Genomic DNA, 26,486 nt, shown 5'->3' on the forward strand with positions numbered 1-26,486 from the left:
TGCCACCACACCGACATCGCCTGAGGCCAGACCATGAGCACTCAAAACACCACCCTCCGGGGACTTGGGTTCGCGTTTCTTGGATTCGCGGTCTTTGCCAGCCATGACGCGCTGATCAAGGTGCTGGGCGGCACATATTCCGTGCTGCAGATCATATTTTTTGCAACCTTGTTTTCCTTTGTGCCCATGGCGGTCACGATCCTGGCCGACCGCACGACCGACAACTTCCGTCCGCATCACCCGTGGCTGGTGCTGTTGCGATCGGGTCTGATGGTCACGGCCATGTCCTGTGCATTCTATGCCTTTTCGGTTCTGCCTCTGGCCGAGGTCTATTCGCTGCTCTTCTCATTTCCTTTGATCGTCACCGTCCTGTCGATTCCAATCCTGGGCGAGGTGGTGCGCGCGCAGCGCTGGGCGGCCGTCGGCGCTGGGCTGATCGGGGTGCTGATCGTGTTGCGGCCCGGAACGACGGATATCACTCTGGGTCATCTGGCCGCTTTGACCGCCGCCTTCTGCAGCGCATTTGCCTCGGTGCTGGTGCGCAAAATCGGGAATGAGGAACGATCCGCCGTTTTGATCCTGTATCCGATGTTGCTGGCGATCCTGATTATGAGCCTCGCGCAACCGGCCGTTTATCAACCGCCATCTCTGTTGCATCTGGCAATGATGGCACTGGTTGGCGTGTTTTCGGTCATCGCGCAGCACCTGATCATTCTGGCCTACCGTGCGGCCCCGGCAGGGGTTGTGGCACCCAGTCAATACAGTCAGATCGTCTGGGCGACAATTTTTGGTGCTGTGTTTTTCGGAGAAACACCTGACGTCTGGGTCGCCGTTGGCGCTGGCATCATCATCGCGTCCGGGGTGTTTGTGGTCTGGCGGGAAAGCCGCGCAGATGTGTCGCCAAATAAACCCGTTCTGCGGGTCCGGTCACCTCGGGCCGACACCGGCGCGACCGCGAGGCCGTCACCGCAATCGGATGACAAGACCTGAAACGCGCCGCCATTTTCGCTATCTGCTCTGTTAGAGCCTGTATTTGTCAATAGACTACAACCGACCGGATGCTTTCGCCCCTGTGCATCAGGTCAAACCCGTGGTTGATGTCATCAAGGCTCATTGTATGGGTGATCATCGGGTCGATCTCGATTTTGCCGTCCATGTACCAGTCGACGATCTTGGGTACATCGGTCCGCCCGCGCGCGCCGCCAAAGGCGGTCCCGCGCCACGAACGCCCGGTCACCAGCTGGAACGGACGGGTCGAGATCTCGGCCCCGGCAGGGGCAACGCCGATGATGATCGATTCACCCCAGCCTTTATGCGCCGATTCCAACGCATCGCGCATCACGCCGACATTGCCGGTGGCATCAAAAGTATAGTCTGCGCCGCCTTTGGTCAGGTCGACCAGATAGGGAACCAGATCGCCTTCGACCTCTTTGGGGTTCACGAAATCGGTCATGCCAAAGGCCGTAGCCATGTTGACTTTGGATGGGTTCAGATCCACGCCGACGATCTGGTCCGCTCCGGCCAGACGCAGGCCCTGGATGACGTTCAGACCGATGCCCCCCAGACCGAAGACGATGGCACGGCTGCCGATCTCGACCTTGGCGGTGTTGATCACTGCACCGATCCCCGTAGTCACGCCGCAACCGATATAGCAGATCTTGTCGAACGGCGCGTCTTCCCGCACCTTGGCCAGAGCAATTTCCGGCAGAACCGTGTGGTTCGAAAAAGTTGAACAGCCCATGTAATGCAGGATCGGATCGCCATCGAGCGTCGAGAACCGAGAGGTGCCGTCAGGCATCAGACCCTTACCCTGTGTTTCCCGGATCGCCTGACACAGATTGGTCTTGGGATGCAGACAGTATTCGCATTCGCGACATTCCGGGGTGTAGAGCGGGATCACGTGATCACCCGGTTTGAGGCTGGTCACGCCTGCTCCGATCTCGACAACCACGCCTGCGCCTTCGTGGCCCAGAATGGCCGGGAACAGGCCTTCGGGGTCGGCACCCGACAGGGTAAATTCGTCGGTGTGGCAGATACCGGTGGCTTTGATCTCGACCAGAACCTCGCCCGCCTTGGGGCCTTCGAGGTTTACGTCCATCACTTCCAGCGGCTTGCCCGCCTGAACGGCAACGGCGGCACGGGTACGCATTGTCCACTTCTCCCTGTTCGTTTTGACCCGACCCTGCGGCAAATACAGGGTGTTTTCAACTGCGCTTTGATGGCAGGTTGGCTAAATGTTTGATATTGCAGAAACGACATTGCCCGAAAGAGGACCGCCAATGTACCGATTTGTTCCGATCCTGACCCTTCTGGCGGCATGTGTTGAAACGCCATCCGCGCCCGAAGACGATGTTCTTCCGCCTGAACCTGCGCCGGTTGATCTGGCCTTTTGCAAGGGCGAAGCGTTTGCGGAATCAGTTGGCCAATCGGTATCGACGATTCAGGCAAATCTGCCGGAGCGCGCGTGTTCTGGGCCCTGATGACATTGCGACGCAGGATTATCGCATCGACCGGCTGAACGTGTATGTCGACAGTGAAGGCATCATTCAGCGCCTGACTTGCGGATAAGGGCAGACTCGACTCGGGCGGCGATTCTCATTTAAGAACAAAATGAGAACATTATAATATCTGCCTGATGCCAAAACGCCGAATACTCTCGATCTGGTTCCCCGTCTGGGGGCTGAACGGCTGATCCGCACCGCACGCGGGTTGCAGGACGGGCCTTTGGCCGTGGTGGCCGAGCAATCGAACATGCAGGTCATCACCTCGCTGAATGCCGACGCTCAGGCCGCCGGTCTGCGGGTGGGTCAGCCGGTGCGCGATGCCCATGCCATGTGCGCAGCACTTGTGACCCGCCCTCGTAACGCCCCTGCCGAAGCCACATTCCTGACCGCGCTGCGCCGCTGGGCGGGCAAGTTCAGCCCCTGGGTGGCCGAAGAGGCGCCAAACGGGCTGATCGTCGACCTGTCTGGCTGCGCGCATTTGTTCGGCGGAGAAGACGTGCTGCTGAATGTCATTGAAACCGACTGCGCCGATATGGGTCTGAGCGTGCAGATGGGCATCGCCGACACGCTGGGCGCGGCCTGGGCACTGGCGCGCTATGCGGGGCAGGAAGCTGTATCGGACCGCAACGGTGATGCAATCAGCCAAGAGGCCCGCGCCACCCGCGCCCGGGCCACCAAGCGGCGGCACTGGACCAAAGGCGGGGCCGCGCCGCAGGTGATGGCCTTGGGCGGCGGCGCGCGCATCGCGCCGCCAGGACAGGCCTATACCACGCTCAGCCCTTTGCCCATCGCGGCGCTGCGGCTTGAGGATCGGATCGTGACACAACTGAACCGGCTGGGCCTGCGCCGGATCGGCGACCTGCTGGGCCAGCCCCGCGCCTCGCTAGCGCGCCGGTTCGGGCGCGGGCTGGTGCTGCGGCTGGATCAGGCCATCGGCAGCGCGCCCGAACCGGTATCACCCGCCCGTCCACCACATCACTTTGCCGTGCGGATGACCCTGCCCAACCCGATCGGACTGATCGAGGATATGATGGCTGCCGTCGACCGGGTCCTGCCGACGCTCTGTACCAAGCTGGAAGAGAAGGGGCGCGGTGTGCGTACGCTACGGCTCGAGGCGCATCGCGCCGATCAGGCTGCTGAGATTATCGACGTTGGCTTGGCGCGCCCGACCTATGATAAACACCGTATTCGGCCTTTGTTAGAGATGAAAATCGACCAGATTGATGCTGGCTATGGCATCGACATGCTGCGGCTTGAAGCGATCCAGACCGAGCCCGTCCATGCCCGAACCCGCACCGGCCATGCCGAGGCCAGCACCGCCGCGCGCAACCGGATCACGGGCAAGATGGGCGTCGAAGACCTGATCGGCAAGCTGGGCGCGCGGGTGGGGTTGGAGGCGATCACAAGACGCCACCCGGCGGCCTCGCATATCCCGGAAAAGACAGCGCAGACGCTGGCGGCTGCGTGGTCAGACACCGCACGGGACTGGCCCGCCCCGCTGCGCCCACGCCCCCTGCAGATGTGGCAGCCTGAACCGGTGATGGCACTGGACACCCCGGATGTTCCGGTTGCGTTCCGCTGGCGCGGACGGGACTGGCAGATGGCACAGGCCACCGGCCCGGAACGGATCGCGCCGGAATGGTGGCTGGACGATCCCAACTGGCGCAGCGGGGTGCGGGATTACTGGGTGGTGGTGACCGAACAAGGTGAGCGGCTGTGGCTGTTTTACGGGCATGGCGGCACCATGTCGGCGGGCTGGTTCTGCCAAGGGCAGTTTGGTTAGGGTCTATTTTCCGCGATAGACCAGCAGGTCCGGCAGATAGTCAATCAGCCGGATCACCCAGGAAAACGGCGCCGGAAAATCGGTGCGGAACCGGCGCCGGGACATCGCCTTGACCACACGATCCGCCGCATCTTCAGGCGTCATCAGCATTGGCATCTTGAAGTCGTTCTTCTCGGTCAACCGGGTTTTAATAAACCCAGGATTGACAATCCGCACAGTCACGCCCGTTCCGGCCAGATCGTGCCGCATGGTTTCCGCCAGTGAAATCAGCGCGGCCTTGCTGGACCCATACCCGATGGCCGCCGGTAGGCCGTGATAGCCCGCAAGCGAACCGATGAGGGTGATCTCTCCCCGCTCCGCCCGAACAAAGCCCGGGACGGTTTCTCCCAGAACCCGCAGGGCACCGGTGTAATTCACATCACTCATCGCCAGCGCGGCCTCAGTGTCCCAATCTATCGTCCGCATCGGGTCATAGGCCCCGGCATTATAGACCAGACCGTCCACGTCACCGGCATAGGCCACGGCACGGCGGACAGCCGTCAGATCGGTCACATCGAACGGCACCGCATGTGCGTCAGGCAGCGCATCGCAAATCTCAGCCAGACGGTTGGCATTGCGCGCTGACAGGACCAGTTTGGCGCCCTGGCTGCTCAAGGCTTCGGCCAGCGCCCGGCCCAGCCCCTCGCTGGCGCCAATGATCCAATAGGTCTTTCCGCTGAAACTGCTCATGTTCTTGCTATCCGGGATACCGTGCGGAACACGCCCCAACACTTTCTTGGCTTCACTTCAGTCATGATATGAATTTTACGAGCGCGCAACATGGCTGGATCACGTGACAGCACAGGAAAACCCAATCGCAGGTCCGTTTGCTGTAGCTGGGAATTTAATCTTAACTGATTGATCCGCGCCCAAACCTGATACGTATCCCTTTGTAAAATGTCGCACAAAGAGGATCATATGTTCGACGAGACACGGGGCGTACGTAAAAAAATCGCAATTGTAGGTGCAGGCATTTCGGGTTTATCCGCAGCTTACTATCTATCCGAAGACCACGATATCACCGTTTATGAGGCCGAACCGCGTCTGGGCGGACATGCCCGAACCGTCATGGCAGGCAAAAACGGGGACCAGCCGGTGGACACCGGCTTTATCGTTTTCAACTATGCCACCTACCCTTACCTGACAAAACTGTTCGAGGAGCTGAATGTCCCCGTCGTCAAAAGCGAAATGAGCTTTGGCGCCACCATTGACAACGGCCGCATCGAATATGGCCTGAACAACCTGCGCACGCTGACCGCCCAGAAGCGCAACCTGGCGCGCCCATCCTACTACAAGATGATCGCCGACATTCTGCGTTTCAGCCGCGAGGCGCCGGATGCAGCAAAGGACGACGATACGACAATTGGCGAGCTTGTCGACCAATTGCGCCTGGGTCACTGGTTCCGCCACAACTACCTGATGCCGATGTGCGGGGCAATCTGGTCGACCCCAACCGAGTTCGTTGACCAGTTTCCGGCCCGCTCGCTGGTGCAGTTCTTTCGAAACCATGCCCTGCTGGCCAGCGGCCGCGCGAAGCAACACCAGTGGTGGACTGTCAAAGGTGGCAGCATTGAATATGTCCGCCGGATCGACGCCGCGCTGCGCGCACGCGGATGCGACATCCGACTTGCCAGCCCGGTCGACAGCGTTCGGCGCGACGACGTTGGGGTGACCGTCACAAGCCACGGGCAGTCAGACGAATTCGACGAGATCATCCTCGCCACTCACTCCGACCAGTCGCTGGCCATTCTGGGTGAACACGCAACCGCCGAAGAAGGTGCCGCCCTGGGGGCGATCCGCTATCAGCCCAATTCTGCAGTCCTGCATTGCGACCCGGCACAGATGCCCAAACGGCGCGCGTGTTGGTCCAGTTGGACCTACCGCTCTCACGCGGGAAATGTCGGAGTCACCTACTGGATGAACCGGCTTCAGAATATTCCCGACAGCGATCCGTTGTTTGTGACGCTCAACGCCGCATCGGATATTCCGGAGGAAAAATTTACGACCAGGTCGAGTTCGCCCATCCGGTTTTCGACAAGGCGGCGCTGCGTGCACAAGGGCAGATCCGCGATATTCAGGGACAAAACAGAACCTGGTTCGCCGGAGCGTATAACCGGCACGGGTTTCACGAAGACGGGATTGCCAGCGCGATGCATGTCGTCGGGCTGCTGCAAGGCACCCCGCAAACTTTCGGAGCTGAAAATGGCATTCTTGAAAAAGACCCGGCCATACCCGTTGCGGCCGAATAACCAAAGCCTGCGCGCTGCGCTGCTTTCGCTTGTGCTGCTGGCCCCGGGTGGGCTGGCGGCCTCCCCGCTGGATAGTCAGCTCAGCGATCCCAAACTGCTGGGCAGTTCCACGTTCCGCTTTCTTGGGCTGCCGCTATACGACGCCAAACTTTATACGCCCGGCGGCGCGCCGTTCAGTTGGGACGAGGATTTCGGGCTACTGCTGACATATCGCAAGAGCCTCACGCAAAAGGCACTGGTCAATTCGACCTTGGAAGAGATGGACCGGCAGGGGAACAGCGCGTCCATTCGCGGGCAGTTGGAGACATGCTTTAAGGCTGTCAGCAAAGGCGACAGCTATCTTGCCATTTCCGAAGGGCCGAACAAAGTGGGCTTTTGGCGGAACGGTGCGCAGACCTGTACATTGTCAAACCCGGGCATCAAACGCGCTTTCATGTCGATTTTTCTGGGCAGCGACACGCGATCCGCAAGCTTTACACAACAGTTGAAAGGGAAGTGATGCTGTACCCGCGTGTCAGCCTCTATGCGCTGATGCTCGCCGCGGCGGGTATTCCACTTTATATTCACCTGCCGCGCTTTGCGGCAGTGAATCTTGGTATCAGTCTGGGCGTCATCGGAACGGTCCTTCTGGTGATCCGGCTGGTCGATCTGGTGCAAGACCCGCTGATCGGCTGGGCAATTGACCGGTGGCCCAAGGGCCAGATTCTGTTTGCCGCGGTCGCCGCAATTGGTTTGGCCGTCGGTTTTCCCTTGCTGTTTTCTCTGCCCGAGGGGGCCAGTGTTGCAGCGCTGGTCGCCATTCTTATCCTGCTGTTTTCGGCCTATAGTCTTGGCGCGATCCTGCTCTACGGACGCAGCGCCACATTGGCCAAACGTCCCGATCCAAAAGAACTGATGACGCTGGCGGCCTATCGCGAGGGCGGACAGTTGGCCGGTGTTGTGATTGCCGCAAGCGCGCCGGCACTATTCGTGGCGTTGGGCGCGCAAGCGCAAGGCTATCCGGCCTTTGGTCTGTTTCTGGGCCTTCTGGCTATCCTGACGCTGATGCTAACCTTTCCGATGTGGCGCCGCACGCCGATCACCGGGCACAGCCTGTCTTTTGCCGGGCTGGGTCAGGCCGGGGCATTGCGCCTGCTGGGGCTTGCCCTGGTCAACAGCCTGCCAGTTGCGATCACGTCAACCTTGTTCCTGTTCTTCGTCGAGGATCGGTTGCAACTGCCGGGCAAAGCCGGACCGCTGCTCATCCTGTTCTTTCTGAGCGCGGGCGCAAGCGTGCCGCTCTGGGCAAAGCTCAGCAACCGCATCGGGCCAAAGCGTACCCTGATCATCGCCATGCCCCTTTCGATTGCGGGCTTCATTGGTGCTGCCACACTGGCCGCTGGTAACCTTACGGGATTTGCCCTGATCTGCATTGCATCAGGCGCGGCGCTTGGGGCGGACATGGTGGTGTTACCTGCCATGTTCTCGGTCGTTCTGACACGATCTGGCCTGAACGCCTCGGCGGCGTTCGGCATCTGGTCATTTGCAGGCAAGCTGGGCCTCGCCCTGGCTGCCTTTTTCACCCTGCCATTGCTTGAACGCAATGGCTTCACACCCGGTCAAGCCAATTCCGCACAGGCGCTGGATACACTCAATCTGGCCTATGCTGTGTTGCCCTGCATTCTCAAACTTGGGGCATTCGGAATGGTGCTGACCCTGCCTACAGAGGTCGCGAACAAATGAATGTCGTTGTCATTATCTTGCTAGCCCTCCTCGCTGCAATCATCGCGAAGAGCCGCCTTATGAGTTTTCGCTCCCAGTCACCGTCGGACTATTCCGGGACGGGGCCAGAATTCTCACTTCAGAAACATCTGAACGGCGAAATCCTGTCTGAGGGTCTGATCTATGGACCCAATGCGAAAATGTCGAACAGCTTTGTCGCACGCATGGTCGGCGAATGGAAAGGGAACTCGGGCACTCTGGCCGAGTATTTCACCTATTCCAACGGTAAGAAGATGACCCGCAAATGGTACCTGACCGTGGGGACCGGAAACACCTTTACGGCAACCGCCGATGACATCGTGGGTGAAGGCAGAGGCACCATTTCCGGATCGACGGTCAAACTGAACTATCGGATCATCCTGCCAAAGGATGCAGGCGGTCACACACTCGATGTAACCGACTGGATGTACCTGACCGAAAACGGAACAATCATGAATCGGTCGGAGATGCGTAAATTCGGTCTCAAAGTGGCCGAACTGGTTGCCACGATGCGCCCGGCCCCCAAGGCCAAGCCGGTGCACCTGAATGGCGCCAACGGATATGACACCGCCTCGGAAGGACAACCGCTGCAATGATCTCGTATCGTTCCCTCGTCACCATTGTTGCGATTGCCGGGCTGACGGTGCTGGCGGCCTGTTCCGCCAAGCCCCGCATTCCGGACACATTTCTGTCCGACCGCAAACTGAACCTCGAAGAGTTCTTCGAAGGCAAAACCGTTGCCTATGGTCAGTTCCAGGATGTTTTGGGCAATGTCCCGCGCCGTTTTTCGGTTGATATCGATGGCACATGGGACGGTGAGACGCTGACACTGGTCGAGGACTTCCTGTACGACGACGGCGCGACGGAACAGCGTATCTGGACGTTGACCAAGACAGGCGAAGACACCTGGACCGGGACCGCACCCGGCGTTCTGGGCACCGCAACCGGAATCGAGCGTGGGGATACCTTCAACTGGACATACAAGATCGATCTACCGGTCAAAGACGGCACCATGCGGGTGAATTTCGATGACTGGATGTGGCTCTTGGAAGATGATCGGTTGCTGAACCGGGCCTATGTCTCGCGCTTTGGAATTCGGTTGGGCGAAGTCATCCTGTTCTTCGAAAAGAAGTGATCCTGCAGGCCACCTGACCATTGCGGAAAACGGCGGTTGACACATGCCGTGCGATCAGATCACGTCACCGCATTAGGCACCTGAGTGGATCATATGCGGATCGTTCAAAACTCACATAGCGCGGCATTTGCCCACCAGCGCCCGCACTCTCGTGATGAACGTTGCCTTTGGTGCAGAACGCGTGGCCTCGGCGCTGTGAACCGCAGCCGATACCCGACCGGAGAGGATATCCCAGAGCTATGACGCCGCTGCCCTATGTCCTTGATCCGAACGACCCAGAGGTTCACCCGATGGGCCTTATCGTCCTGCAAACGGACGAAACCATCGAGCCCGACTTCCGCGCTCTGTTCGCCGCAGACAAAAGCCCGATCTATGTCAGCCGAATCGCCAGCGACCCCGAAGTCAGCACCGATGCCCTGGCTCAAATGGAAACGGCCTTGCCTGCAACCGCCGACCTGTTGCCAAAGGCGCGGCCCTATCGGGTCGTTGGGTATGGCTGTACCTCGGCCAGTTCCGTGATTGGGTCCGAACGTGTCGAGCAGTTGGTCAAACAGACCTGTACCGTCGATGTCGTCACCAACCCGCTTCGTGCCGCCTCTGCCTGTGCGGCGGATCTGGGCGTGTCCCGTTTTGCCCTGCTGTCGCCGTATGTCGAAGAGGTGAACACACCCCTGCGCCGCGCTTTTGCGGCAAACGGCATATCAATGGACGTGTTTGGCACGTTTGCCGAGGCTGAAGAGGCGCGGGTCGTGCGTATCTCGGAACAGTCCGTCGTCGACGCGGCCACCAAGCTTGGTTCTGACCCAACCGTCGACGCCGTATTTCTGAGTTGCACGAATCTCAGAACGCTGACCGCGATCCCCCTTATCGAGGCGAAAATCGGCAAACCGGTGCTGTCCAGCAACCAGAGTCTGGCCTGGCATATGGCGCGCCTGAATATGTCGCAAACATGAGATGAAGGGACGCTTTGCACGGCTCTGATGCTTTACTGGTCTGCAAGCATTTGTTAGCGTTTTCCGAAATGCATGAGATGATCAGATGAAATCCGGTCGCACCGGGTAATCGTTTGGCAAAACAGGGGGTCTTGTTGACCGACACATCTAACGACACCGCGTTTGTCGAGTTTCAACGCGTTCAAAAGTCTTATGACGGCGAAAACCTCGTTGTAAAAGACCTCAATCTGGCAATGCCCAAGGGAGAGTTTCTGACAATGCTAGGCCCGTCAGGGTCCGGCAAAACCACCTGTCTGATGATGCTGGCGGGGTTCGAAACCGCCACACATGGCGAGATCTTGTTGGATGGGCGTCCCATCAACAACATCCCGCCGCACAAGCGCGGAATCGGCATGGTGTTTCAGAACTATGCGCTGTTCCCGCACATGACAGTGGCCGAGAACCTGTCCTTTCCGCTGGAGGTCCGAAAGCTGGGCAAGTCCGAGCGGGAAACCAAGGTCAAACGGGCGCTCGATATGGTGCAGATGGGAGCTTTTGGTGGTCGACGTCCGGCGCAGCTGTCCGGGGGGCAGCAGCAACGGATCGCGCTGGCTCGTGCCTTGGTCTTCGAACCCGAACTAGTCCTGATGGACGAGCCACTGGGCGCTCTGGACAAGCAATTGCGCGAGCATATGCAGTTTGAAATTACCCGGCTTGCGCATGAACTGGGCATCACAACCGTTTATGTGACCCATGACCAGACCGAAGCGCTGACGATGTCGGATCGCGTCGCCGTCTTTGATGACGGGCGTATTCAGCAACTGGCACCGCCAGACCAGCTCTATGAAGAGCCGGAAAACAGCTTCGTGGCGCAGTTCATCGGCGAAAACAACACTATGGAAGGCGTGGTGAAGTCCATCGACGGCGAGACCTGCCTTGTACAACTGGATGACGGGTCAGAGATCGACGCGGTACCGATCAATGTGCACAGCCCGGGCGAGCGCACCAAGGTGTCGATCCGGCCCGAACGTGTGGAATTCAACAAGGACCGTCTGCACGCCGACGCGCATACGCTAAAGGCAACGGTCAAGGAATTCATCTATATGGGCGACGTGTTCCGGTTCCGCATGTCTGTTGCGGGTAACGATGAGTTCATCGTCAAAACACGCAACGCCCCCGATGCCGTGCGGCTGCAATCAGGTCAGGAGATCGAGATCGGCTGGCTGCCACAGGATTGTCGTGCGCTTGACGCATAGACCATGCCGCGCGTGACAAGCGCGGTTTCACTGAGGGACCGGCTGGTGAAAACCCGTGCGCCAGCTGAACACATACAAAACGGGATGTACTGGGAGTAACACATGAAACCAACTAAAACTCTGCTGACAGCAGCTGCGCTGGCAACTGCCGCCGGTGGCGTTTCGGCCCAAGAGATGACCATCGTGTCCTGGGGCGGCGCCTATTCCAAATCACAGCTCAAAGCGTATCACGAGCCCTATTCGGAAAAGACCGGCGTCACCATCCTGAATGATGACAGCTCGGCCGAAGCGGTCGCCAAGTTGCGCGCAATGAACGAAGCGGGCAACATCACCTGGGACGTTGTTGACGTTGTGGCGGCGGACGCGATCCGCCTGTGCGACGAAGGTCTGGCGATGGAGATCGATTTCGACACTCAACTGGCCGCCGCACCCGATGGTACACCGGCCTCCGAGGACTTCGGTGACTTGCTGGTCAGCGACTGCTTCATCCCGCAGATCGTATATTCAACCACATTCGGTTATCGTACCGATCTGGTTGGCGACACGCCTCCGACCGAGGTTTGCGCGGTGTTTGACTTGGAAACCTATCCCGGCAAGCGGTCGCTGGAAAAGCGTCCAATCAACAACATGGAATGGGCGCTGCTGTGTGACGGCGTTGCCAAGGACGATGTCTATGACGTTCTGGCCACTCCGGAAGGTCAGGATCAGGCATTGGCCAAGCTCGATACCATCAAAGACAGCGTTGTCTGGTGGTCGGCAGGCGCGGACACCCCGCAACTTCTGGCGGACGGCGAAGTCGTGATGGGCTCGACCTATAACGGACGTTTGTTCAGCGTGATCGAAGAGCAGAAGCAGCCGGTTGCGATGCTGTGGGATGCGCAGGTATTCGATCTGGACGGCTGGATCATTCCGGCTGGCCTGAGCGAAGAGCGCACGCAACAAGCGCTGGACTACATCATGTTCGCAACTGACACCCAGCGACTGGCAGACCAGGCCAAGTGGATCTCCTACGGTCCGGCCCGTGCTTCGTCAGCGCCGCTGGTCGGTCAGCATGCTGAACTGGGCATCGACATGGCACCGCACATGCCCACCGATCCGGAAAACGCCAAGAACACGTTCCTGTATAACTACGAGTTCTGGGCGGATTACCGCGACGACATCGACGCCAAATTCCAGGCGTGGCTGGCGCAATAATCGTCTGCTGATCTGACACAACCGTCGGGGGCGGTGCGCCGCCCCCTGACCCGGACAAACCCAAGGGGCACCAATGACTGACGCAAGCCAAAACGCGGGACCCATGCTGGCGGCGGACGGCACACCGCTCAAGCAATCGCTGGCACGTTCCTTGCGCCGGCAGAAGCTGCGCGCTTTGCTGCTGGTGGCCCCCTTGCTGCTGTTTGTCATGTTCTCCTTCATTGTGCCCATTGCCGCGATGCTGTTCCGTTCGGTGGAAAACAGCATCGTGCAAGAGACACTGCCTCTGACGGTTCAGGCGCTGCAAAACTGGGATGAGAGCAGTGGCGAATTGCCGGACGAGGCCGTCTACGACGCTTTTGTCCGAGACATGGTGGTGGCAGTCGACAACAAGACCCATACCCGACTGGGCTCGCGTCTGAATTATGAAGAAACCGGCATGTCGTCGATGTTCCGCCGGTCCGGTCGAAGTCTGGGTAAATTGGACCCTGAAACCGACGGGCCGTTCAAGGATCAAGTGATCGAGATTCACGATGGGTGGGGCGAGCCCAATACCTGGGCAGTCATCAAGACCCACTCTCCTGCAATTACCAACGGCTATTTTCTGAATGCGGTTGATATGCGCCGGACTACGGAAGGTGCGCAAGCTCAACCCGAAAACAAACAGATTCTGTTAAAATTGTTCGGGCGTACCTTATTCATGTCGCTGGTCATAACAGGGGCCTGTATCTTGCTGGCCTATCCCGTCAGCTATCTGTTGGCCACGCTTCCTATGCGAGTTTCAAACCTATTGATGATCCTCGTGCTCTTACCATTCTGGACATCCCTTCTGGTGCGCACATCCGCATGGAAGGTCATGTTGCAACAACAAGGGGTTATCAATGACACGCTGGTCTGGCTGGGTCTGGTCGCAGATGAATCGCGTCTGATCATCATCAACAATCAGATCGGCACAATCGTGGCGATGACACATATCCTGCTGCCTTTCATGATCCTGCCGATGTACTCGGTGATGCAGACCATTCCGCCCTCGTACACGCGCGCTGCGAAATCCATGGGGGCCACTAACTGGACGACCTTCTGGCGCATTTATTTCCCGCAATCCATTCCGGGCATCGGCGCGGGGTCGATCCTCGTGTTTATTCTGGCGATTGGCTACTATATCACGCCGGAAATCGTGGGCGGGACCAAGGGCGTGTTCATCTCGAACCGGATCGCCTTTCACATCTCATCCTCGCTGAACTGGGGGCTGGCAGCGGCACTGGGTACGATCCTGTTGGGCGTGGTGTTGTTGCTCTACTGGGTCTACGACAAGATCGTCGGCATCGATAACGTGAAGCTGGGATAACGACATGGCCGCATTGACACCGATATCCCGCAAACCTCTGTCCATGGTCCTGCCCAGCGTTGCGCTGGCCGGCGCCTTTGCTGGCATCTTTGTCGGCGCAGGCAACGGCTCGATCCTGCTTGGCATCTTAGGCGGCGCAGTCCTGATCGCCGCCGTTGCATGGGTCTACATCACGGTCCTAAAAAACGAGAGCCTGGCGCGCTGGATCAATATTCTAGGCTTTGGCCTGGTCGGGTTCCTCTTTTCCGGGCTGATGGGCGGCATCCTTGGCTTGTTAGGGGGCTGGTTCTTTGTCTGGTTCATCTACTGGCTGTACGAGGGCCGCTATCGCCGGAAATTACTGCCTTACCTGACCGGGCGGCAGGTATTCAATCACTACCTGTTCCGCGTGATCTGCGGTGCAGTCTTTGTCTTCCTGATCACACCGATCCTTGTGGTGTTGCCCCTGTCGTTCAACGCGCAGGATTTCTTTACGTTCACACCCGAGATGCTGCGCCTGGACCCCGAGGGGTACTCGCTGAAGCACTACCGCGACTTCTTCACCAACAACGAATGGCAGCGCAGCTTCAGGAATTCGCTGATCATTGCGCCAATCGCCACGGTGATTTCGGTAACTCTTGGCACTCTGGCCGCCATCGGTCTCAGCCAGTCTCATGTACCGGGACGGCGCGCGATCATGGGTATCCTGATCTCGCCAATGATTGTGCCGCTGATCATCTCGGCCACGGGCATGTTCTTTTTCTACAGCGACATCGGCCGCTTTCTCGAAGGCACACTGGGCATGAACAAAAACTTCGTGGGCTATCTGAAAGTGATCCTCGCCCACGCGGTCCTTGGCATTCCGTTTGTGATCATCACCGTGACCGCCACGTTGGTTGGCTTTGACAGATCACTGACGCGCGCGGCAGCAAACATGGGTGCCGGGCCGGTGCGCACCTTCTTTAAAATTCAGATGCCGCTGATTCTGCCGGGCGTGATCTCGGGCGGGCTGTTCGCGTTCATTACGTCATTCGACGAGGTGGTCGTTGTCCTCTTCGTAGGATCCGCCAGCCAGAAGACCCTGCCGTGGCAGATGTTCACCGGCCTGCGCGAACAGATCAGCCCGACCATTCTGGCCGTCGCTACAATCCTGGTGGTGCTGTCCATCGCGCTGCTGACCACCGTCGAACTGTTGCGGCGCCGTTCGGAACGTCTGCGGGGGCTTTCTCCCGCTTGACGGAGCAACCTGACTGATCTAACGATTCATCCGTCCAACCCTGCTGCGATGGCGTCGCGGAGCGACAGGGTTGATCGGCTCTCGGACCCCGAGACCGCCTGTCCTGAACGCCGGGACAAGTGGCCGGGTTTGCCGCCCGGCAAAGATGAGAGACCTTGTGATGACAGACACACCAAAACGCCCCGAATTCTTCACCTGCCACAACGGTGACAAAGCCCCACTGCCCTTTAGCAAAGGTGAATATGACCGCCGTCTTGGCACCCTGCGTGCGATCATGGCCAAGCATGATGTACCCGCCGTTCTGCTGACCTCAATGCAGAACATCGCCTACTACTCGGGCTTTCTATATTGTTCTTTCGGTCGCCCTTATGGCTGCGTCGTCACGCAAGACGCCTGCACCACCGTCTCCGCCAACATCGATGCCAGTCAGCCCTGGCGTCGTTCGGTCGATGAAAATGTCATCTACACCGATTGGAAGCGCGACAATTACTGGCGGGCAGTGGCCAGCCTGATCGGCGGTGCCAAACGGATTGGCATCGAAGGCGACCACATAACGCTTGCTGCACGCAACACGGCGCTGGACATGTTGGGCGGGCCAGAGCTGATCGATATCGCGCCCGATACAATGCTTGCCCGCATGGTGAAGTCGGCAGAAGAGATCGAGTTGATCAAAGGTGGCGCACGTACCGCAGATGTGGGCGGGGCCGCCATCCACGCAGCGATCCGCGAAGGCGCCACCGAGATCGAGATCGCCATGGCCGGGCGCGACGCGATGGAAGCGGAAATTGCCCGCGCCTACCCTGAGGCTGAGTACCGCGACACCTGGGTCTGGTTCCAATCTGGTCTGAATACCGATGGCGCACACAACCCGGTGACCAAACGCGCGCTGCAAAAGGGCGATATCCTGTCGCTGAACACCTTCCCGATGATCTCAGGCTACTACACCGCGCTGGAACGTACTCTGTTCCTCGGCGAACCCGATGCGGACAGCCTGCGCCTGTGGAAGGCCAACGTCGCGGCGCACGAACTGGGCCTGAGCCTGATCAAGCCCGGTGCCACCTGCTCGGGCATCACTGCCGAGATCAATCGGTTCTTTGCCGATGAGGGCTTGTTGCAATACCGCTCGTTCGGCTACGGCCACTCGTTCGGTATTCTCAGCCACTACTACGGGCGCGAAGCCGGACTGGAGCTGCGCGAAGATATCGACACCGTGCTCGAGCCGGGCATGGTTGTCTCGATCGAGCCGATGCTGTGGATCCCCGAAGGCCAACCCGGTGCTGGCGGCTATCGCGAACACGATATTCTGGTGGTGGGCGAAGACGGGGCAGAAAACATCACGGGGTTCCCGTATGGGCCCGACCACAACGTGATCAACGCCTGATCTTTGGGTGGGGCGCAGGGTGCGCCCCATTCCCCGTGTAACGGTTGGTATCGGTATGGAGATTGGTAAGTCTGGAAAACCGCGACCGGGACAATGCCTCAGCTGTTCAATCCCGGCATTTGGTGGATGGGAGTCAGGTGGAATCGGCCCGGTACCGGCGAAACAACTGACCCGGAATCGGAAGTCGCAAGGCCAGCAGACCCAGAATGATCACCAGATAGACCAACGGTTCAATCTGAAACCCTTTGGCCAGTAACACGTAGTGGATCGCCCCAAGGAGAGCTGCGGGATAAATTAGGCGATGTAGTACCCGCCATGATGGACCCAGCTTACGAACCGACCAGTTGTTCGAGGTGAGCGCCAGCGGCACCATCAACAAAAACGCCGCCATCCCAACCGTTATATAGGGGCGCTTGAGAATATCTGCCCAGATCTGGCTGGGCACCTGAACATCCAGAACCAGCCAAACCAGAAGGTGCAGACTGACGTAAGCAAAGGTCAGAACCCCAAAGGCTCGGCGGAATTTCATCAGGTTCAGGCCAAGATGCCGACGCAGCGGAGTGACCGCCAGACCGACGATCAAGAGTTGGAGGGCCAGTTCCCCAAATTCATGTTCAAGCGCTTCAATCGGCTCGACCCCAAGGCCGCCGGTCAGTGCGAGATAGAAAAACCAAGGCGCAGGGAGGGAACCAATCAGATAAACCGCCCATACGGGGAGTTTTCGCAGTATCTGGTTCAGCGCCTGCATGACCTCAGTAATACTCTGACAGATCCATTCCGTCATACAGACCGGCAACCTCTTGTTCGTAACCGTTGAACATCAATGTGGGCTCCCGACGCGCGAACAAACCGCCCCCGATGCGGCGCTCGGATGCTTGTGACCAGCGCGGGTGATCCACATTCGGATTCACATTGCTGTAAAAGCCGTATTCCCGCGGGTTTGACATGTTCCAACTGGCGGGGGGTTCATCTTCGGTCAGGGTGACCCGCACAATCGACTTGATCGACTTGAACCCGTATTTCCAAGGCACCACCAGCCGCAGCGGAGCGCCGTTCTGATTTGCAATCGGACGGTCGTAAATGCCGGTTGCCACAAGTGTCAGCGGATGCATCGCCTCGTCCAGCCGCAAGCCTTCCCGATACGGCCAATCGAGCACGGGGAACCGAACGCCTGGCATTTCATCCGGTCGATACGCGGTCTCAAAGGCCACATATTTCGCGCCTTCCTGCACGCCCACCATGTTGAGCAGATCGGCCAGTTCGAACCCGTTCCACGGAATGACCATTGACCACGCCTCGACACATCGGAAACGATATATACGCTCTTCGATCGTCATCTCCGACAGGATGGTCTGAAAATCGTAATCGCCGGGGCGGTCGACCAGACCGTCAATCTTGATGCTCCACGGTTCGGTCGTCAGGGCGCCAGCATATTTGGCCGGGTCGTCCTTGCCAGTTCCGAACTCATAGTAGTTGTTGTAGGACGTGATCTCTTCCCACGTATTCGGCTCCAGAGCATCCTGTGCTGCAACGGGTCGAGACATCGCGGCCAGCCCGACACCTGCCATCCCAGCCATGACCTGCCGCCGGTTCAAAAACGCAGCCCTGGGGGTCACGTCTGCATGTGTCAGAGTATTGGTCCAGCGATGTGCCATTTTGGCCTCCGAAGTCAGTCAACCTGGTTGGTGATTTAAGGCGTGATAGCACAGAGCCAAGGAAACCGGCGTAACGATTGAGAGACGGGACTGTAACGAAACCTTTGCATTTGCGGCACCTGCGGGTCCGTTAATGGTATCGAATTCCGCCGGGGTCGGCCGGTGTGCCCATTACTCCCCGTCTTCAAGAAGTTTGCCCGCGATTGGCAGAAACTGCTGGCACCGATAGCGGCGCTTGGGTAACTCGGGCTCATCCGAAAGTTGATCAGAGTGTGTCACCGTGCTCGTTATTGACGCTATTCCCTTTTCGTTCTCCATTTTGTGGCGTTTTGTCGTGACCTTCCCGATTCTTGTCATCGGCCTTGTCCTCTACGGATTGGTGGGCGGGCTGATCGGGGCCTTGTTCGGGTTTCTGTTCCCCGGCACAAACGTCTTGATCGTGTTTCTGGTCAGCGCATCCTCAAGTGTCATTCCAGTTCTGGTCGGTGCCCGCTTTGGTTTTCAATCCCGGCACATCCGGCCCAGCAGCGGGTACAAAAAGTTGATCCTGCCTGCGCTTATGTACGGTGCGCTTGAAACCCTAATTACAGCGTTGGCGCTGCTTCCGATTCTGGGCACCGCCATGCTTTTGTTCACGCCGGACGCGCTGGATTTTGCGACGGCGCAAGGATCTGAAATCTCGCAAATCCTTGAAACGTCCGGTCCGCTTTTGGCATTGGCGCTTGTTCCGTTGATTGCCATCTGCGGCATCCGGGCCTGCCTGCTGGTGCCCATGGCATCAGCGTCAATCGGCAGAGACCCGAACAATCACTCCTATACACCGTTCCGGAACTTCGGGGCTTCGTTCTGGCCGCTGTTTGCTCTGGTGGTCCTCAGCTATCTGGGTATGGCGATCATCTATGCGGTGTCCTTTGTCGTTCTTCTGGCGCTGGCGGCAACCGGAATACTCGATGGCCAGATACAGGATTTGCAGGCGATGATTGACGGTACTGCTCCGTTTCGGCCCAATTGGGCAATGATCGTCATTGCAGCGGTCTATATTGTCATCGCCTTGTGGAGCTTCAGCCTGCAATGCGCTGGCGGGGTGCTGGGTTATCTGAAGCTGAGCGGTGGATCGGCTCCGATAACGGGCGCGGAGGTTTCGGATCCGCAGCCAGTGCCGCCGCCGACCACAAATTCTGGGCCGCGGATGACCGCCGAAGAATTGCGGGCTCTGCGAAAAAGCCGGCAGACATAGGCACGCCGCAGCAAACACACGGCCCAGGAGATTCAGCACGAAGCGTATGCAAGTTGTCAGACCAACATCGTGGTAGCCTGCTGCACGGCTGTTTTACCGGGAAGTCTCTCACCCGTAGCCCGTCGACGGTTTATGACTTCGTTCGAATAAGTCGAGAAAACAACCGACCGTCTGTCACGGCAAAGCCCAGAGCGATAATTGCGAACCCGACCCAGGCCTCGGGCTTGATGCGTTCGTCCAAAAACACGGCGCCAAGACCAATGGCGAACGGCGGAATAAGCAAGGTCACCAGCAAAAGATTGGCAGCCCCTGCCCTTGCCAGCAGCGCAAAATAGAGAACATAGGCCAGCGCGGTTGAAAGAACGGCCAGTCCGATCAAAGCGCCCCATACATCGGTTGACAGCTCAAAGCTGGGCGGGCCGTTCGCAATCAGGACAACCGGAAGCATAAGCACGCTGCTGCCGACCAACATGCCAAAGGCATTCACAAGAGGTGGTTGGCCTGAAAGCGCCGTTTTGCCCCAGACACCGGCAAACGCATAAGAAAGAGTGGCACCAAGAATCGCGAGCTGCGCAACATTGCTTGGATTAAATTCAATCAAGGCGCTGGGTCCCATGATAAATGCAACCCCTGCTATGCCCAGTGCAGCACCGAGAATTTTCTTTGAGGTCAAGGGTTCATCTTTCAGAAAGATACCTGCAACAACCGCCCCAAACATGGCGGTCGTCGCATTCAGTATCGACGCCAACCCACTTTCGATCTGCAACTGACCCCAGAATATCAAGGAAAATGGAATGGCATTGTTGAGGGCGCCCATTACAAGATAAGCCGCCCATGTTTTCGGTGATTTTGGAAGGGTGAGCCCCCGAAAGCGAAGGACGAGTGCAAGAACAGGTACCGCCCAAAGCACGCGATGGAGCGTGATTGTCAGCGGGGGAACCTGGCTCAGCGCAATCTCAGCAAAGAAGAATGAGCCGCCCCATACCGCTGCAAGCAAGAGCAGCAGGACTATGGATTTCAAGTCCATTATCTGACTGGGTTTTTGAATCATCCGCAATAGGTCCGGCTGGCATAGGAACACCAGCTTGATAACCGAAGCGATCTTTGGGCGGCGACCCGTTTCTTGCGCGTAAGGCTGCCTGAGATCGTTTTTCAAACCCAAGCGGTGGCATCGGAGCGCTTTTGGCAAGGACATGCCGTCATTCGATCGCCATCGACCGGAAACAAACACAAACAAAAAGACCCGCCAGGTTGGCGGGTCTCATCATCTTTGATGTTCAAGACGTTCAGTGCACCACAGCATCATCTGGTCTGGGCCGTTCGGACGTGCCCAACCGATCGCCAATGATCAAACCATCCGTTCCTGCAGTGACAGGAACGGTCTCGCCATCCTTTATGTCGCCAGCCAGCAGCGCCTCGGCCAGCGGGTTCTGCAACGCGCGCTGGATGACGCGCTTGAGCGGACGCGCACCGAAGACCGGATCATAGCCTTCGTTGGCCAGCCATTCCTTGGCACCGTCGTCCAAAGCCAGCTCGATCTTGCGGGCGGCCAGACGTTTCTGCAGGCGTGCCATCTGGATATCGACGATGCCGTCCATATCGGCGCGCTTGAGGCGATCAAAGATGATGGTCTCGTCCAGACGGTTCAGGAATTCCGGCCGGAAATGCGCCCGGACCGCATCCATCACGTCGCGCCGCGCCTGTGCGCTGTCCGCGCCTTCAGGCAGTTGGCTGAGCGCCTGAGACCCAAGGTTCGACGTCAGGATGATCAGCGTCTGCTTGAAGTCCACGGTGCGGCCCTGCCCATCGGTCAGCACGCCATCGTCCAGAACCTGCAGCAGCACGTTGAACACATCCGGATGCGCCTTCTCGACCTCATCGAACAGCACAACCTGATAGGGTCTGCGCCGCACGGCTTCGGTCAGCACACCACCTTCGTCATAACCGACATAGCCCGGAGGGGCCCCGATCAGACGGGCGACCGCGTGTTTCTCCATGAACTCGGACATATCGATGCGCACCATCGCGTTGTCGTCGTCGAACAGGAAGTTCGCCACGGCCTTGGTCAGCTCGGTTTTCCCCACGCCGGTCGGGCCGAGAAATAGGAACGAACCCAGCGGGCGACCCTCATCATTCAGGTCCGCACGCGCGCGGCGCACGGCGTTGGCGACAGCAGTCACCGCCGCATCCTGACCGATGACGCGGGAGTGCAGATCATCTTCCATCCGCAGCAGCTTCTCGCGCTCGCCTTCCAGCATTTTCGAGGTCGGGATACCCGTCCAGCGTTCGACAACGCTGGCGATCTGTTCAGGACGCACCGTTTCCTCGGCCATCATGGCGTTGCTTTCGGCGTTTTCGGCCTCGGTCAGCTGCTTCTCAAGCTCGGGGATGACGCCATAGGACAGCTCACCGGCCTTGGCGAGGTTGCCTTCACGCTTGGCGATCTCCAGATCGGCCCGCGCCTTGTCGAGTTGTTCCTTCAGATCCCGCGCACCCGCCAGCTTATCGCGTTCCGCCTGCCATTGGGCGGTCATCTCGGCGGATTGCTCCTGCAGGTCCGCCAGATCCTTTTGCAAGGTTTCCAGACGATCCTTGGAGGCCGCGTCATCCTCAAGCTTCAGCGCCTCTTCCTCGATCTGCATCTGGAGAATCTGGCGATCTAGCTGATCGAGTTCCTCGGGCTTGGAGTCCACCTCCATCCGAAGACGCGACGCCGCCTCATCGACCAAATCGATGGCTTTGTCAGGCAGGAAGCGGTCGGTGATGTAGCGATGCGACAGCGTTGCCGCTGAGACCAGCGCCGAGTCCGAGATGCGCACACCGTGGTGCAGTTCGTACTTTTCCTTGATGCCGCGCAGGATGCTGATCGTGTCCTCGACCGTCGGCTCGGTAACCATCACTGGCTGGAAACGACGCGCAAGGGCCGCGTCTTTTTCGACGTATTTGCGGTACTCATCCAGCGTGGTTGCTCCGATACAATGCAGCTCCCCCCGGGCAAGCGCAGGCTTGATCAGGTTGGCGGCATCCATCGCGCCGTCGGATTTGCCGGCACCGACCAGCGTGTGCATCTCGTCGATGAACAGGATGATTTCACCGGCGGCTTCGGTCACTTCGGTGAGAACGGCCTTGAGGCGTTCCTCGAACTCACCACGATATTTCGCACCGGCGATCAGCGCACCCATATCCAGCGCGAGCAGCTTCTTATCTTTCAGCGATTCCGGCACGTCACCGTTGATGATGCGCAGGGCCATGCCCTCGGCAATCGCGGTTTTACCGACGCCAGGTTCCCCGATCAGAACAGGGTTGTTCTTGGTACGGCGCGACAGAACCTGCATCGAGCGGCGGATTTCCTCATCGCGGCCGATGATTGGGTCAATCTTGCCTTCAGCCGCGGCCTCGGTCAGGTCGCGCGCGTATTTCTTGAGCGCGTCATAGCCCTCTTCGGCCGAAGCGGTGTCCGCAGTGCGGCCCTTGCGGATATCATTGATGGCTTCGTTCAATTTCTGCGCGGATACTGCCCCGGCCTCCAAAGCGCCCTTGGCTTTGGATTTCACCATGCAGAGCGCCATCAACACGCGTTCGACCGGCACAAAACTGTCACCCGCCTTGGTGGCAATCTTGGTGGCCTCGTCCAGAACCTTGGCGGTCTGGCCATCCATGTAAATCTGGCTCGCGTCGCCGCTGACCTTCGGAATTTTCCCCATCGCGGCATCCAACGCCTCGACCACGCGGTTCGGCGCTCCGCCCGCGCGTGTGATCAGATTGCTCGCCAGCCCCTGATCATCGTCCATCAATGCCTTAAGTATATGTGTGGGCTCCAGCCTCTGGTGCCCCTCACGCATGGCAATGGTCTGCGCCGCTTGCACGAATCCCCGTGCCCGCTCGGTGAACTTGTTCAAGTCCATAGAATTCTCCTTTTCCTAAGCGCCCTGTTTTGATGCGCCCGCTGGGCGGCGCGCCTCGGTCTGGGCCTCACATTCAATCTGGGAAACATCTGAACCGGTTCAAGAGGCTATGGCGCAAATTCCGCCCTCACCGTCGCGGTACGGAATAGATCGTGTAGCCACCGGTTTCAGCCATCTGTCGCGCACCATACGATGCCACCAAAGACTGCGCTGCGTCACTTCCGGTTGGACAGGCAACCAGATCGGCCGTATCGTCCAGAAATTCGGCGGTAAACGCGGTTTCGCCGGCTGTTTCACACCAGTCATCAGCAGACCTGTAGCCACTGATCAAACGCAAATTATCATTTGTCGGCGGCGGAGGCGGCGCAACAATGACGTCTGGTGTGTCGTTTTCCGGTCCTTCGCTACACGCCCCCAAGACCAGACCGAGCCCAAGCACTGCCAACTTCCTCATTTGCTGTCCCCTTTGTTCTCAACGACCAGATTGCCGGACCATACCACATATTGCAGTACCCGACGTGACCTTGATCACGGATGACATGCATGGACATACCGCCCCGAAGCCGCTACGACGCAAGCGTTTGGCAAAATGGAGCGTTCGCAATGTCCGATGATCGTCTGATCGTGGCCCTCGATGTCCCAAACGCCCTGCAGGGTCTGGCGATGGCCGAAAGGCTCGGCGACAGCGTGTCATTTTACAAAATCGGTTTGGGCATGCTGACGGGCGGTGGATTGGCATTAGCCAATGAGCTGAAGCAGGATCATGGCAAGCGCATCTTCCTTGATATGAAGCTGTTTGACATCGGCAACACTGTGGAAAACGCCGTGCGAGGACTTGCGCAGTTCGACCTGGATTTTCTGACGGTGCATGGCGATCCGCATGTGGTGCGTGCCGCAAAAGAGGGAGCGTTGGGCAAGGATCTCAAGATTTTGGCGGTTACCATCCTGACCTCTTTGAACCGGGACGATCTGGATGCCAGCCTTCTCAAACCCGGCGACGTGCGGGAATTGGTGGTCGAGCGCGCGGCCAAGGCATTTGAAGCCGGTGCGGATGGCATCATCGCAAGCCCACAAGAGGCCGCGCTGATCCGCGCCTTGCCGCAGGCCGAAGGTCGCCTGATTGTCACCCCTGGGGTGCGCCCCTCAGGTGCCGATCTTGGGGATCAGAAACGTGTCGCGACCCCGGCCAAAGCGATCCTTGAAGGCGCCGACCACATCGTCGTGGGTCGCCCAATTTATCAGGCTGACGATCCTAAGGCCGCCGTGGACACGGTTCTGACCGAGTTAAATTCTTTGACACGACATTAAGCGGTTCTTGGGAATCGGCGCGGACTGGACCGGGAAACACTCGCAATATCTTGACCTTACGTCAGTTTTGGGCTCTGCAAGCGCACAGCGCCCCTGTGCCTCAAAGCACACAGGATCACCACAAGTTATGGGGCAGCGGGCTTAAACCTATCTAAATATAGCGATTTGCGCGATTCTGGTGGCGAAACACTCCCCAACGAACCGCGTCTTCCTGAGGTTCGTTACTTCCCCCCGCCCTGTGAGCGGGGGGGCTTCTTTTCAGACACTGCAAGCTTTCTTGAACCTTTGATCCTGCGACAGGCGTGATATAAGGACACACAGACTGTTGTGCGGATTGCGAGACAGCTTCGATGCCCGGTCTTTGCCGAGATTGCCTTGCGTTATTGACAGAAGAACGGCGTTGCCCGTCCTGCGGCAGCCCGCGGGTGACGTCGCACCCCGAACTCTTTGACCTGTCCATCGCGCATATGGATTGCGATGCCTTCTACGCGTCGGTTGAAAAACGAGACAATCCCGAGTTGGCCGACAAACCGGTGATCATCGGCGGGGGCAAACGCGGTGTGGTCTCGACGGCCTGTTACGTCGCGCGCATTCGCGGGGTGCGCTCTGCCATGCCGATGTTCAAAGCTCTGAAACTCTGTCCTGAGGCAGTCGTGATCAAACCGCGTATGTCCGTCTATGCCGAGGTATCCCGCGAAATCCGCGCGATGATGGATGAACTGACACCCGACGTGGAGCCCTTGTCCCTGGACGAAGCCTTCATGGACCTGTCCGGAACCGAACGCCTGCACGGCGCGCCGCCTGCGGTGATGCTGGCGCGACTGGTTAAGCGTATGAAGGATGAATTGGGCCTGACCGGATCCATCGGTCTCAGCCATAACAAGTTTCTCGCCAAGGTCGCTTCGGATCTGGACAAACCGCGCGGATTTTCGGTGATCGGCAAGGCCGAGACGGCCGCATTCCTGAATGACAAACCCGTGCGGCTGATCTGGGGTATTGGCCCGGCAGCCCAAGAGTCACTGGAGCAGGCCGGAATCCGGGTCTTTTCGGACCTGTTGCGCTGGAATCAGGAGGCGCTGGTCGCCCGGTTTGGATCGATGGGCTATCGCCTGTGGCATCTGGCCCGCGGTCAGGACAAGCGCAGAGTATCGGCCCATGAGCCGATGAAGTCGATCAGCAACGAGACGACATTCTTCGAAGACACCTCCAGCCTTGATATTCTGGACGGTCATTTGTGGCGCATGGCCCTCAAGGTATCCGACCGCGCCAAGGCCAAGGGGTTGGCCGGGCGCGTGGTTACGCTCAAGCTGAAGAAAGCCAACCATAAAATCCTCACCCGGCGGGTGTCGTTGCGGGATGCCACCCAAATTGCAGACCGGATTTACCGAACCGCGCGCGGATTGTTCGATCAGGTCGGCGATGAGGGGCCATACCGGTTGCTGGGATGCGGCCTGTCCGATCTGTGCGCGGCGGATCAGGCAGATGCGTCCGGAGATCTCCTGGATCCGGGGGCAGCGCGCAGATCGCAGGCCGAACGCGCAACGGATGAAATCCGGCTGAAGTTCGGCAGCAATGCAATTGTGAAAGGCCGCTCGCTACGCTGA

At 58.7% G+C, this 26,486-nt stretch carries 24 protein-coding genes and 1 pseudogene; 18 read left to right on the plus strand and 7 right to left on the minus strand.

What is annotated here, in order from left to right; translation table 11 throughout:
• The first annotated feature begins 33 nt into the window (after positions 1 to 33).
• The gene (locus ACR3ES_RS01160) at positions 34 to 990 is read left to right on the plus strand and encodes a DMT family transporter (RefSeq protein ID WP_170430736.1); all 957 of its coding nucleotides are present in this window, start codon (positions 34 to 36) and stop codon (positions 988 to 990) included.
• Between the two features lie 46 nt (positions 991 to 1,036).
• Here the strand turns inward: ACR3ES_RS01160 and ACR3ES_RS01165 are convergent, their stop codons facing one another.
• Entirely contained in the window at positions 1,037 to 2,149 is a 1,113-nt protein-coding gene (locus tag ACR3ES_RS01165) for an S-(hydroxymethyl)glutathione dehydrogenase/class III alcohol dehydrogenase (protein ID WP_170430734.1), read from the minus strand.
• A gap of 130 nt (positions 2,150 to 2,279) precedes the next feature.
• Between ACR3ES_RS01165 and ACR3ES_RS01170 the strand changes: the two genes are divergently transcribed.
• The 3 genes from ACR3ES_RS01170 (at position 2,280) to ACR3ES_RS01180 (ending at position 4,287) form a co-directional block, all read left to right on the plus strand.
• On the plus strand, positions 2,280 to 2,480 hold the full coding sequence (locus tag ACR3ES_RS01170; RefSeq protein ID WP_480634774.1) for a hypothetical protein: 201 nt from the start codon (positions 2,280 to 2,282) through the stop codon (positions 2,478 to 2,480).
• Complete coding sequence (locus tag ACR3ES_RS01175; RefSeq protein ID WP_480634765.1) at positions 2,419 to 2,568, plus strand: I78 family peptidase inhibitor; 150 nt, start codon at positions 2,419 to 2,421, stop codon at positions 2,566 to 2,568. Before ACR3ES_RS01170 ends, ACR3ES_RS01175 begins: the two co-directional genes overlap by 62 nt.
• A gap of 162 nt (positions 2,569 to 2,730) precedes the next feature.
• On the plus strand, positions 2,731 to 4,287 hold the full coding sequence (locus ACR3ES_RS01180; protein WP_480634766.1) for a Y-family DNA polymerase: 1,557 nt from the start codon (positions 2,731 to 2,733) through the stop codon (positions 4,285 to 4,287).
• 3 nt (positions 4,288 to 4,290) lie between these two features.
• Here ACR3ES_RS01180 and ACR3ES_RS01185 read toward each other — a convergent pair whose 3' ends face one another.
• The gene (locus ACR3ES_RS01185; RefSeq protein WP_170430727.1) at positions 4,291 to 5,016 is read right to left on the minus strand and encodes an SDR family NAD(P)-dependent oxidoreductase; all 726 of its coding nucleotides are present in this window, start codon (positions 5,014 to 5,016) and stop codon (positions 4,291 to 4,293) included.
• Between the two features lie 228 nt (positions 5,017 to 5,244).
• Here ACR3ES_RS01185 and ACR3ES_RS01190 point away from each other — a divergent pair.
• From ACR3ES_RS01190 to ACR3ES_RS01240, 11 genes and pseudogenes are all read left to right on the plus strand, one after another.
• Positions 5,245 to 6,575, plus strand: a pseudogene (locus ACR3ES_RS01190) (NAD(P)/FAD-dependent oxidoreductase).
• Positions 6,529 to 7,074, plus strand: a complete 546-nt coding sequence (locus ACR3ES_RS01195; protein WP_170430723.1) for a hypothetical protein — start codon at positions 6,529 to 6,531, stop codon at positions 7,072 to 7,074. The pseudogene ACR3ES_RS01190 and the gene ACR3ES_RS01195 overlap by 47 nt, the downstream one beginning before the upstream one ends.
• A complete protein-coding gene (locus ACR3ES_RS01200) occupies positions 7,074 to 8,297 on the plus strand; it encodes an MFS transporter (protein WP_480425534.1) in 1,224 nt (407 codons plus the stop codon). Before ACR3ES_RS01195 ends, ACR3ES_RS01200 begins: the two co-directional genes overlap by 1 nt.
• A 59-nt stretch (positions 8,298 to 8,356) precedes the next feature.
• Complete coding sequence (locus tag ACR3ES_RS01205; protein ID WP_480424657.1) at positions 8,357 to 8,911, plus strand: DUF3833 domain-containing protein; 555 nt, start codon at positions 8,357 to 8,359, stop codon at positions 8,909 to 8,911.
• Positions 8,908 to 9,450 (plus strand): DUF3833 domain-containing protein, encoded by a 543-nt coding sequence (locus tag ACR3ES_RS01210; RefSeq protein ID WP_170430717.1) that lies wholly within the window; start codon positions 8,908 to 8,910, stop codon positions 9,448 to 9,450. Before ACR3ES_RS01205 ends, ACR3ES_RS01210 begins: the two co-directional genes overlap by 4 nt.
• Before the next feature lie 239 nt (positions 9,451 to 9,689).
• Complete coding sequence (locus ACR3ES_RS01215) at positions 9,690 to 10,403, plus strand: aspartate racemase/maleate isomerase family protein (protein ID WP_170430715.1); 714 nt, start codon at positions 9,690 to 9,692, stop codon at positions 10,401 to 10,403.
• A 134-nt stretch (positions 10,404 to 10,537) separates the two neighbouring features.
• Positions 10,538 to 11,638, plus strand: coding sequence for an ABC transporter ATP-binding protein (locus tag ACR3ES_RS01220; RefSeq protein ID WP_170430713.1), 1,101 nt, complete (start codon positions 10,538 to 10,540; stop codon positions 11,636 to 11,638).
• Between the two features lie 102 nt (positions 11,639 to 11,740).
• The gene (locus tag ACR3ES_RS01225; RefSeq protein ID WP_170430711.1) at positions 11,741 to 12,832 is read left to right on the plus strand and encodes an extracellular solute-binding protein; all 1,092 of its coding nucleotides are present in this window, start codon (positions 11,741 to 11,743) and stop codon (positions 12,830 to 12,832) included.
• A 73-nt stretch (positions 12,833 to 12,905) separates the two neighbouring features.
• Positions 12,906 to 14,180: an ABC transporter permease gene (locus ACR3ES_RS01230; protein ID WP_170430709.1), complete on the plus strand. Its 1,275-nt coding sequence runs from the start codon at positions 12,906 to 12,908 to the stop codon at positions 14,178 to 14,180.
• A gap of 4 nt (positions 14,181 to 14,184) precedes the next feature.
• Entirely contained in the window at positions 14,185 to 15,396 is a 1,212-nt protein-coding gene (locus ACR3ES_RS01235; protein WP_170430707.1) for an ABC transporter permease, read from the plus strand.
• Between the two features lie 160 nt (positions 15,397 to 15,556).
• A complete protein-coding gene (locus ACR3ES_RS01240; protein ID WP_170430705.1) occupies positions 15,557 to 16,777 on the plus strand; it encodes an aminopeptidase P family protein in 1,221 nt (406 codons plus the stop codon).
• Positions 16,778 to 16,910: 133 nt separating this feature from the next.
• Here ACR3ES_RS01240 and msrQ read toward each other — a convergent pair whose 3' ends face one another.
• Together msrQ and msrP are read right to left on the minus strand one after the other, a co-directional pair.
• A complete protein-coding gene (gene msrQ, locus ACR3ES_RS01245) occupies positions 16,911 to 17,525 on the minus strand; it encodes a protein-methionine-sulfoxide reductase heme-binding subunit MsrQ (protein WP_170431218.1) in 615 nt (204 codons plus the stop codon).
• A 4-nt stretch (positions 17,526 to 17,529) separates the two neighbouring features.
• Positions 17,530 to 18,432 (minus strand): protein-methionine-sulfoxide reductase catalytic subunit MsrP, encoded by a 903-nt coding sequence (gene msrP, locus ACR3ES_RS01250; RefSeq protein ID WP_170430703.1) that lies wholly within the window; start codon positions 18,430 to 18,432, stop codon positions 17,530 to 17,532.
• 280 nt (positions 18,433 to 18,712) lie between these two features.
• Between msrP and ACR3ES_RS01255 the strand changes: the two genes are divergently transcribed.
• Complete coding sequence (locus tag ACR3ES_RS01255; protein WP_170430701.1) at positions 18,713 to 19,669, plus strand: hypothetical protein; 957 nt, start codon at positions 18,713 to 18,715, stop codon at positions 19,667 to 19,669.
• Between the two features lie 130 nt (positions 19,670 to 19,799).
• Here ACR3ES_RS01255 and ACR3ES_RS01260 read toward each other — a convergent pair whose 3' ends face one another.
• The 3 genes from ACR3ES_RS01260 to ACR3ES_RS01270 all read right to left on the minus strand — a co-directional run bounded on the left by ACR3ES_RS01260 (position 19,800) and on the right by ACR3ES_RS01270 (position 24,028).
• Complete coding sequence (locus ACR3ES_RS01260; protein ID WP_480493504.1) at positions 19,800 to 20,825, minus strand: DMT family transporter; 1,026 nt, start codon at positions 20,823 to 20,825, stop codon at positions 19,800 to 19,802.
• Positions 20,826 to 20,955: 130 nt separating this feature from the next.
• Entirely contained in the window at positions 20,956 to 23,574 is a 2,619-nt protein-coding gene (gene clpB / locus ACR3ES_RS01265; protein WP_480424662.1) for an ATP-dependent chaperone ClpB, read from the minus strand.
• Positions 23,575 to 23,701: 127 nt separating this feature from the next.
• On the minus strand, positions 23,702 to 24,028 hold the full coding sequence (locus ACR3ES_RS01270; protein ID WP_170430696.1) for a hypothetical protein: 327 nt from the start codon (positions 24,026 to 24,028) through the stop codon (positions 23,702 to 23,704).
• A gap of 149 nt (positions 24,029 to 24,177) precedes the next feature.
• Here ACR3ES_RS01270 and pyrF point away from each other — a divergent pair, with 149 nt between their 5' ends.
• Entirely contained in the window at positions 24,178 to 24,882 is a 705-nt protein-coding gene (gene pyrF / locus ACR3ES_RS01275) for an orotidine-5'-phosphate decarboxylase (RefSeq protein ID WP_170430694.1), read from the plus strand.
• Positions 24,883 to 25,232: 350 nt separating this feature from the next.
• A complete protein-coding gene (locus ACR3ES_RS01280) occupies positions 25,233 to 26,486 on the plus strand; it encodes a DNA polymerase IV (RefSeq protein WP_170430692.1) in 1,254 nt (417 codons plus the stop codon).

The sequence above is a fragment of the Ruegeria sp. B1 genome, from assembly GCF_056535885.1.

Bases quoted from the DNA above. Each gene is read 5' to 3' on its own strand.
- ACR3ES_RS01280 (WP_170430692.1), top strand. From the start codon at position 25,233: ATGCCCGGTCTTTGCCGAGATTGCCTTGCGTTATTGACAGAAGAACGG.
- ACR3ES_RS01230 (WP_170430709.1), top strand. From the start codon at position 12,906: ATGACTGACGCAAGCCAAAACGCGGGACCCATGCTGGCGGCGGACGGC.
- ACR3ES_RS01225 (WP_170430711.1), top strand. From the start codon at position 11,741: ATGAAACCAACTAAAACTCTGCTGACAGCAGCTGCGCTGGCAACTGCC.
- msrP (WP_170430703.1), bottom strand. From the start codon at position 18,432: ATGGCACATCGCTGGACCAATACTCTGACACATGCAGACGTGACCCCC.
- ACR3ES_RS01165 (WP_170430734.1), bottom strand. From the start codon at position 2,149: ATGCGTACCCGTGCCGCCGTTGCCGTTCAGGCGGGCAAGCCGCTGGAA.
- ACR3ES_RS01235 (WP_170430707.1), top strand. From the start codon at position 14,185: ATGGCCGCATTGACACCGATATCCCGCAAACCTCTGTCCATGGTCCTG.
- ACR3ES_RS01160 (WP_170430736.1), top strand. From the start codon at position 34: ATGAGCACTCAAAACACCACCCTCCGGGGACTTGGGTTCGCGTTTCTT.
- pyrF (WP_170430694.1), top strand. From the start codon at position 24,178: ATGTCCGATGATCGTCTGATCGTGGCCCTCGATGTCCCAAACGCCCTG.
- ACR3ES_RS01215 (WP_170430715.1), top strand. From the start codon at position 9,690: ATGACGCCGCTGCCCTATGTCCTTGATCCGAACGACCCAGAGGTTCAC.
- msrQ (WP_170431218.1), bottom strand. From the start codon at position 17,525: ATGCAGGCGCTGAACCAGATACTGCGAAAACTCCCCGTATGGGCGGTT.
- ACR3ES_RS01240 (WP_170430705.1), top strand. From the start codon at position 15,557: ATGACAGACACACCAAAACGCCCCGAATTCTTCACCTGCCACAACGGT.
- ACR3ES_RS01205 (WP_480424657.1), top strand. From the start codon at position 8,357: ATGAGTTTTCGCTCCCAGTCACCGTCGGACTATTCCGGGACGGGGCCA.
- ACR3ES_RS01170 (WP_480634774.1), top strand. From the start codon at position 2,280: ATGTACCGATTTGTTCCGATCCTGACCCTTCTGGCGGCATGTGTTGAA.
- clpB (WP_480424662.1), bottom strand. From the start codon at position 23,574: ATGGACTTGAACAAGTTCACCGAGCGGGCACGGGGATTCGTGCAAGCG.
- ACR3ES_RS01200 (WP_480425534.1), top strand. From the start codon at position 7,074: ATGCTGTACCCGCGTGTCAGCCTCTATGCGCTGATGCTCGCCGCGGCG.
- ACR3ES_RS01270 (WP_170430696.1), bottom strand. From the start codon at position 24,028: ATGAGGAAGTTGGCAGTGCTTGGGCTCGGTCTGGTCTTGGGGGCGTGT.
- ACR3ES_RS01185 (WP_170430727.1), bottom strand. From the start codon at position 5,016: ATGAGCAGTTTCAGCGGAAAGACCTATTGGATCATTGGCGCCAGCGAG.
- ACR3ES_RS01210 (WP_170430717.1), top strand. From the start codon at position 8,908: ATGATCTCGTATCGTTCCCTCGTCACCATTGTTGCGATTGCCGGGCTG.
- ACR3ES_RS01195 (WP_170430723.1), top strand. From the start codon at position 6,529: ATGGCATTCTTGAAAAAGACCCGGCCATACCCGTTGCGGCCGAATAAC.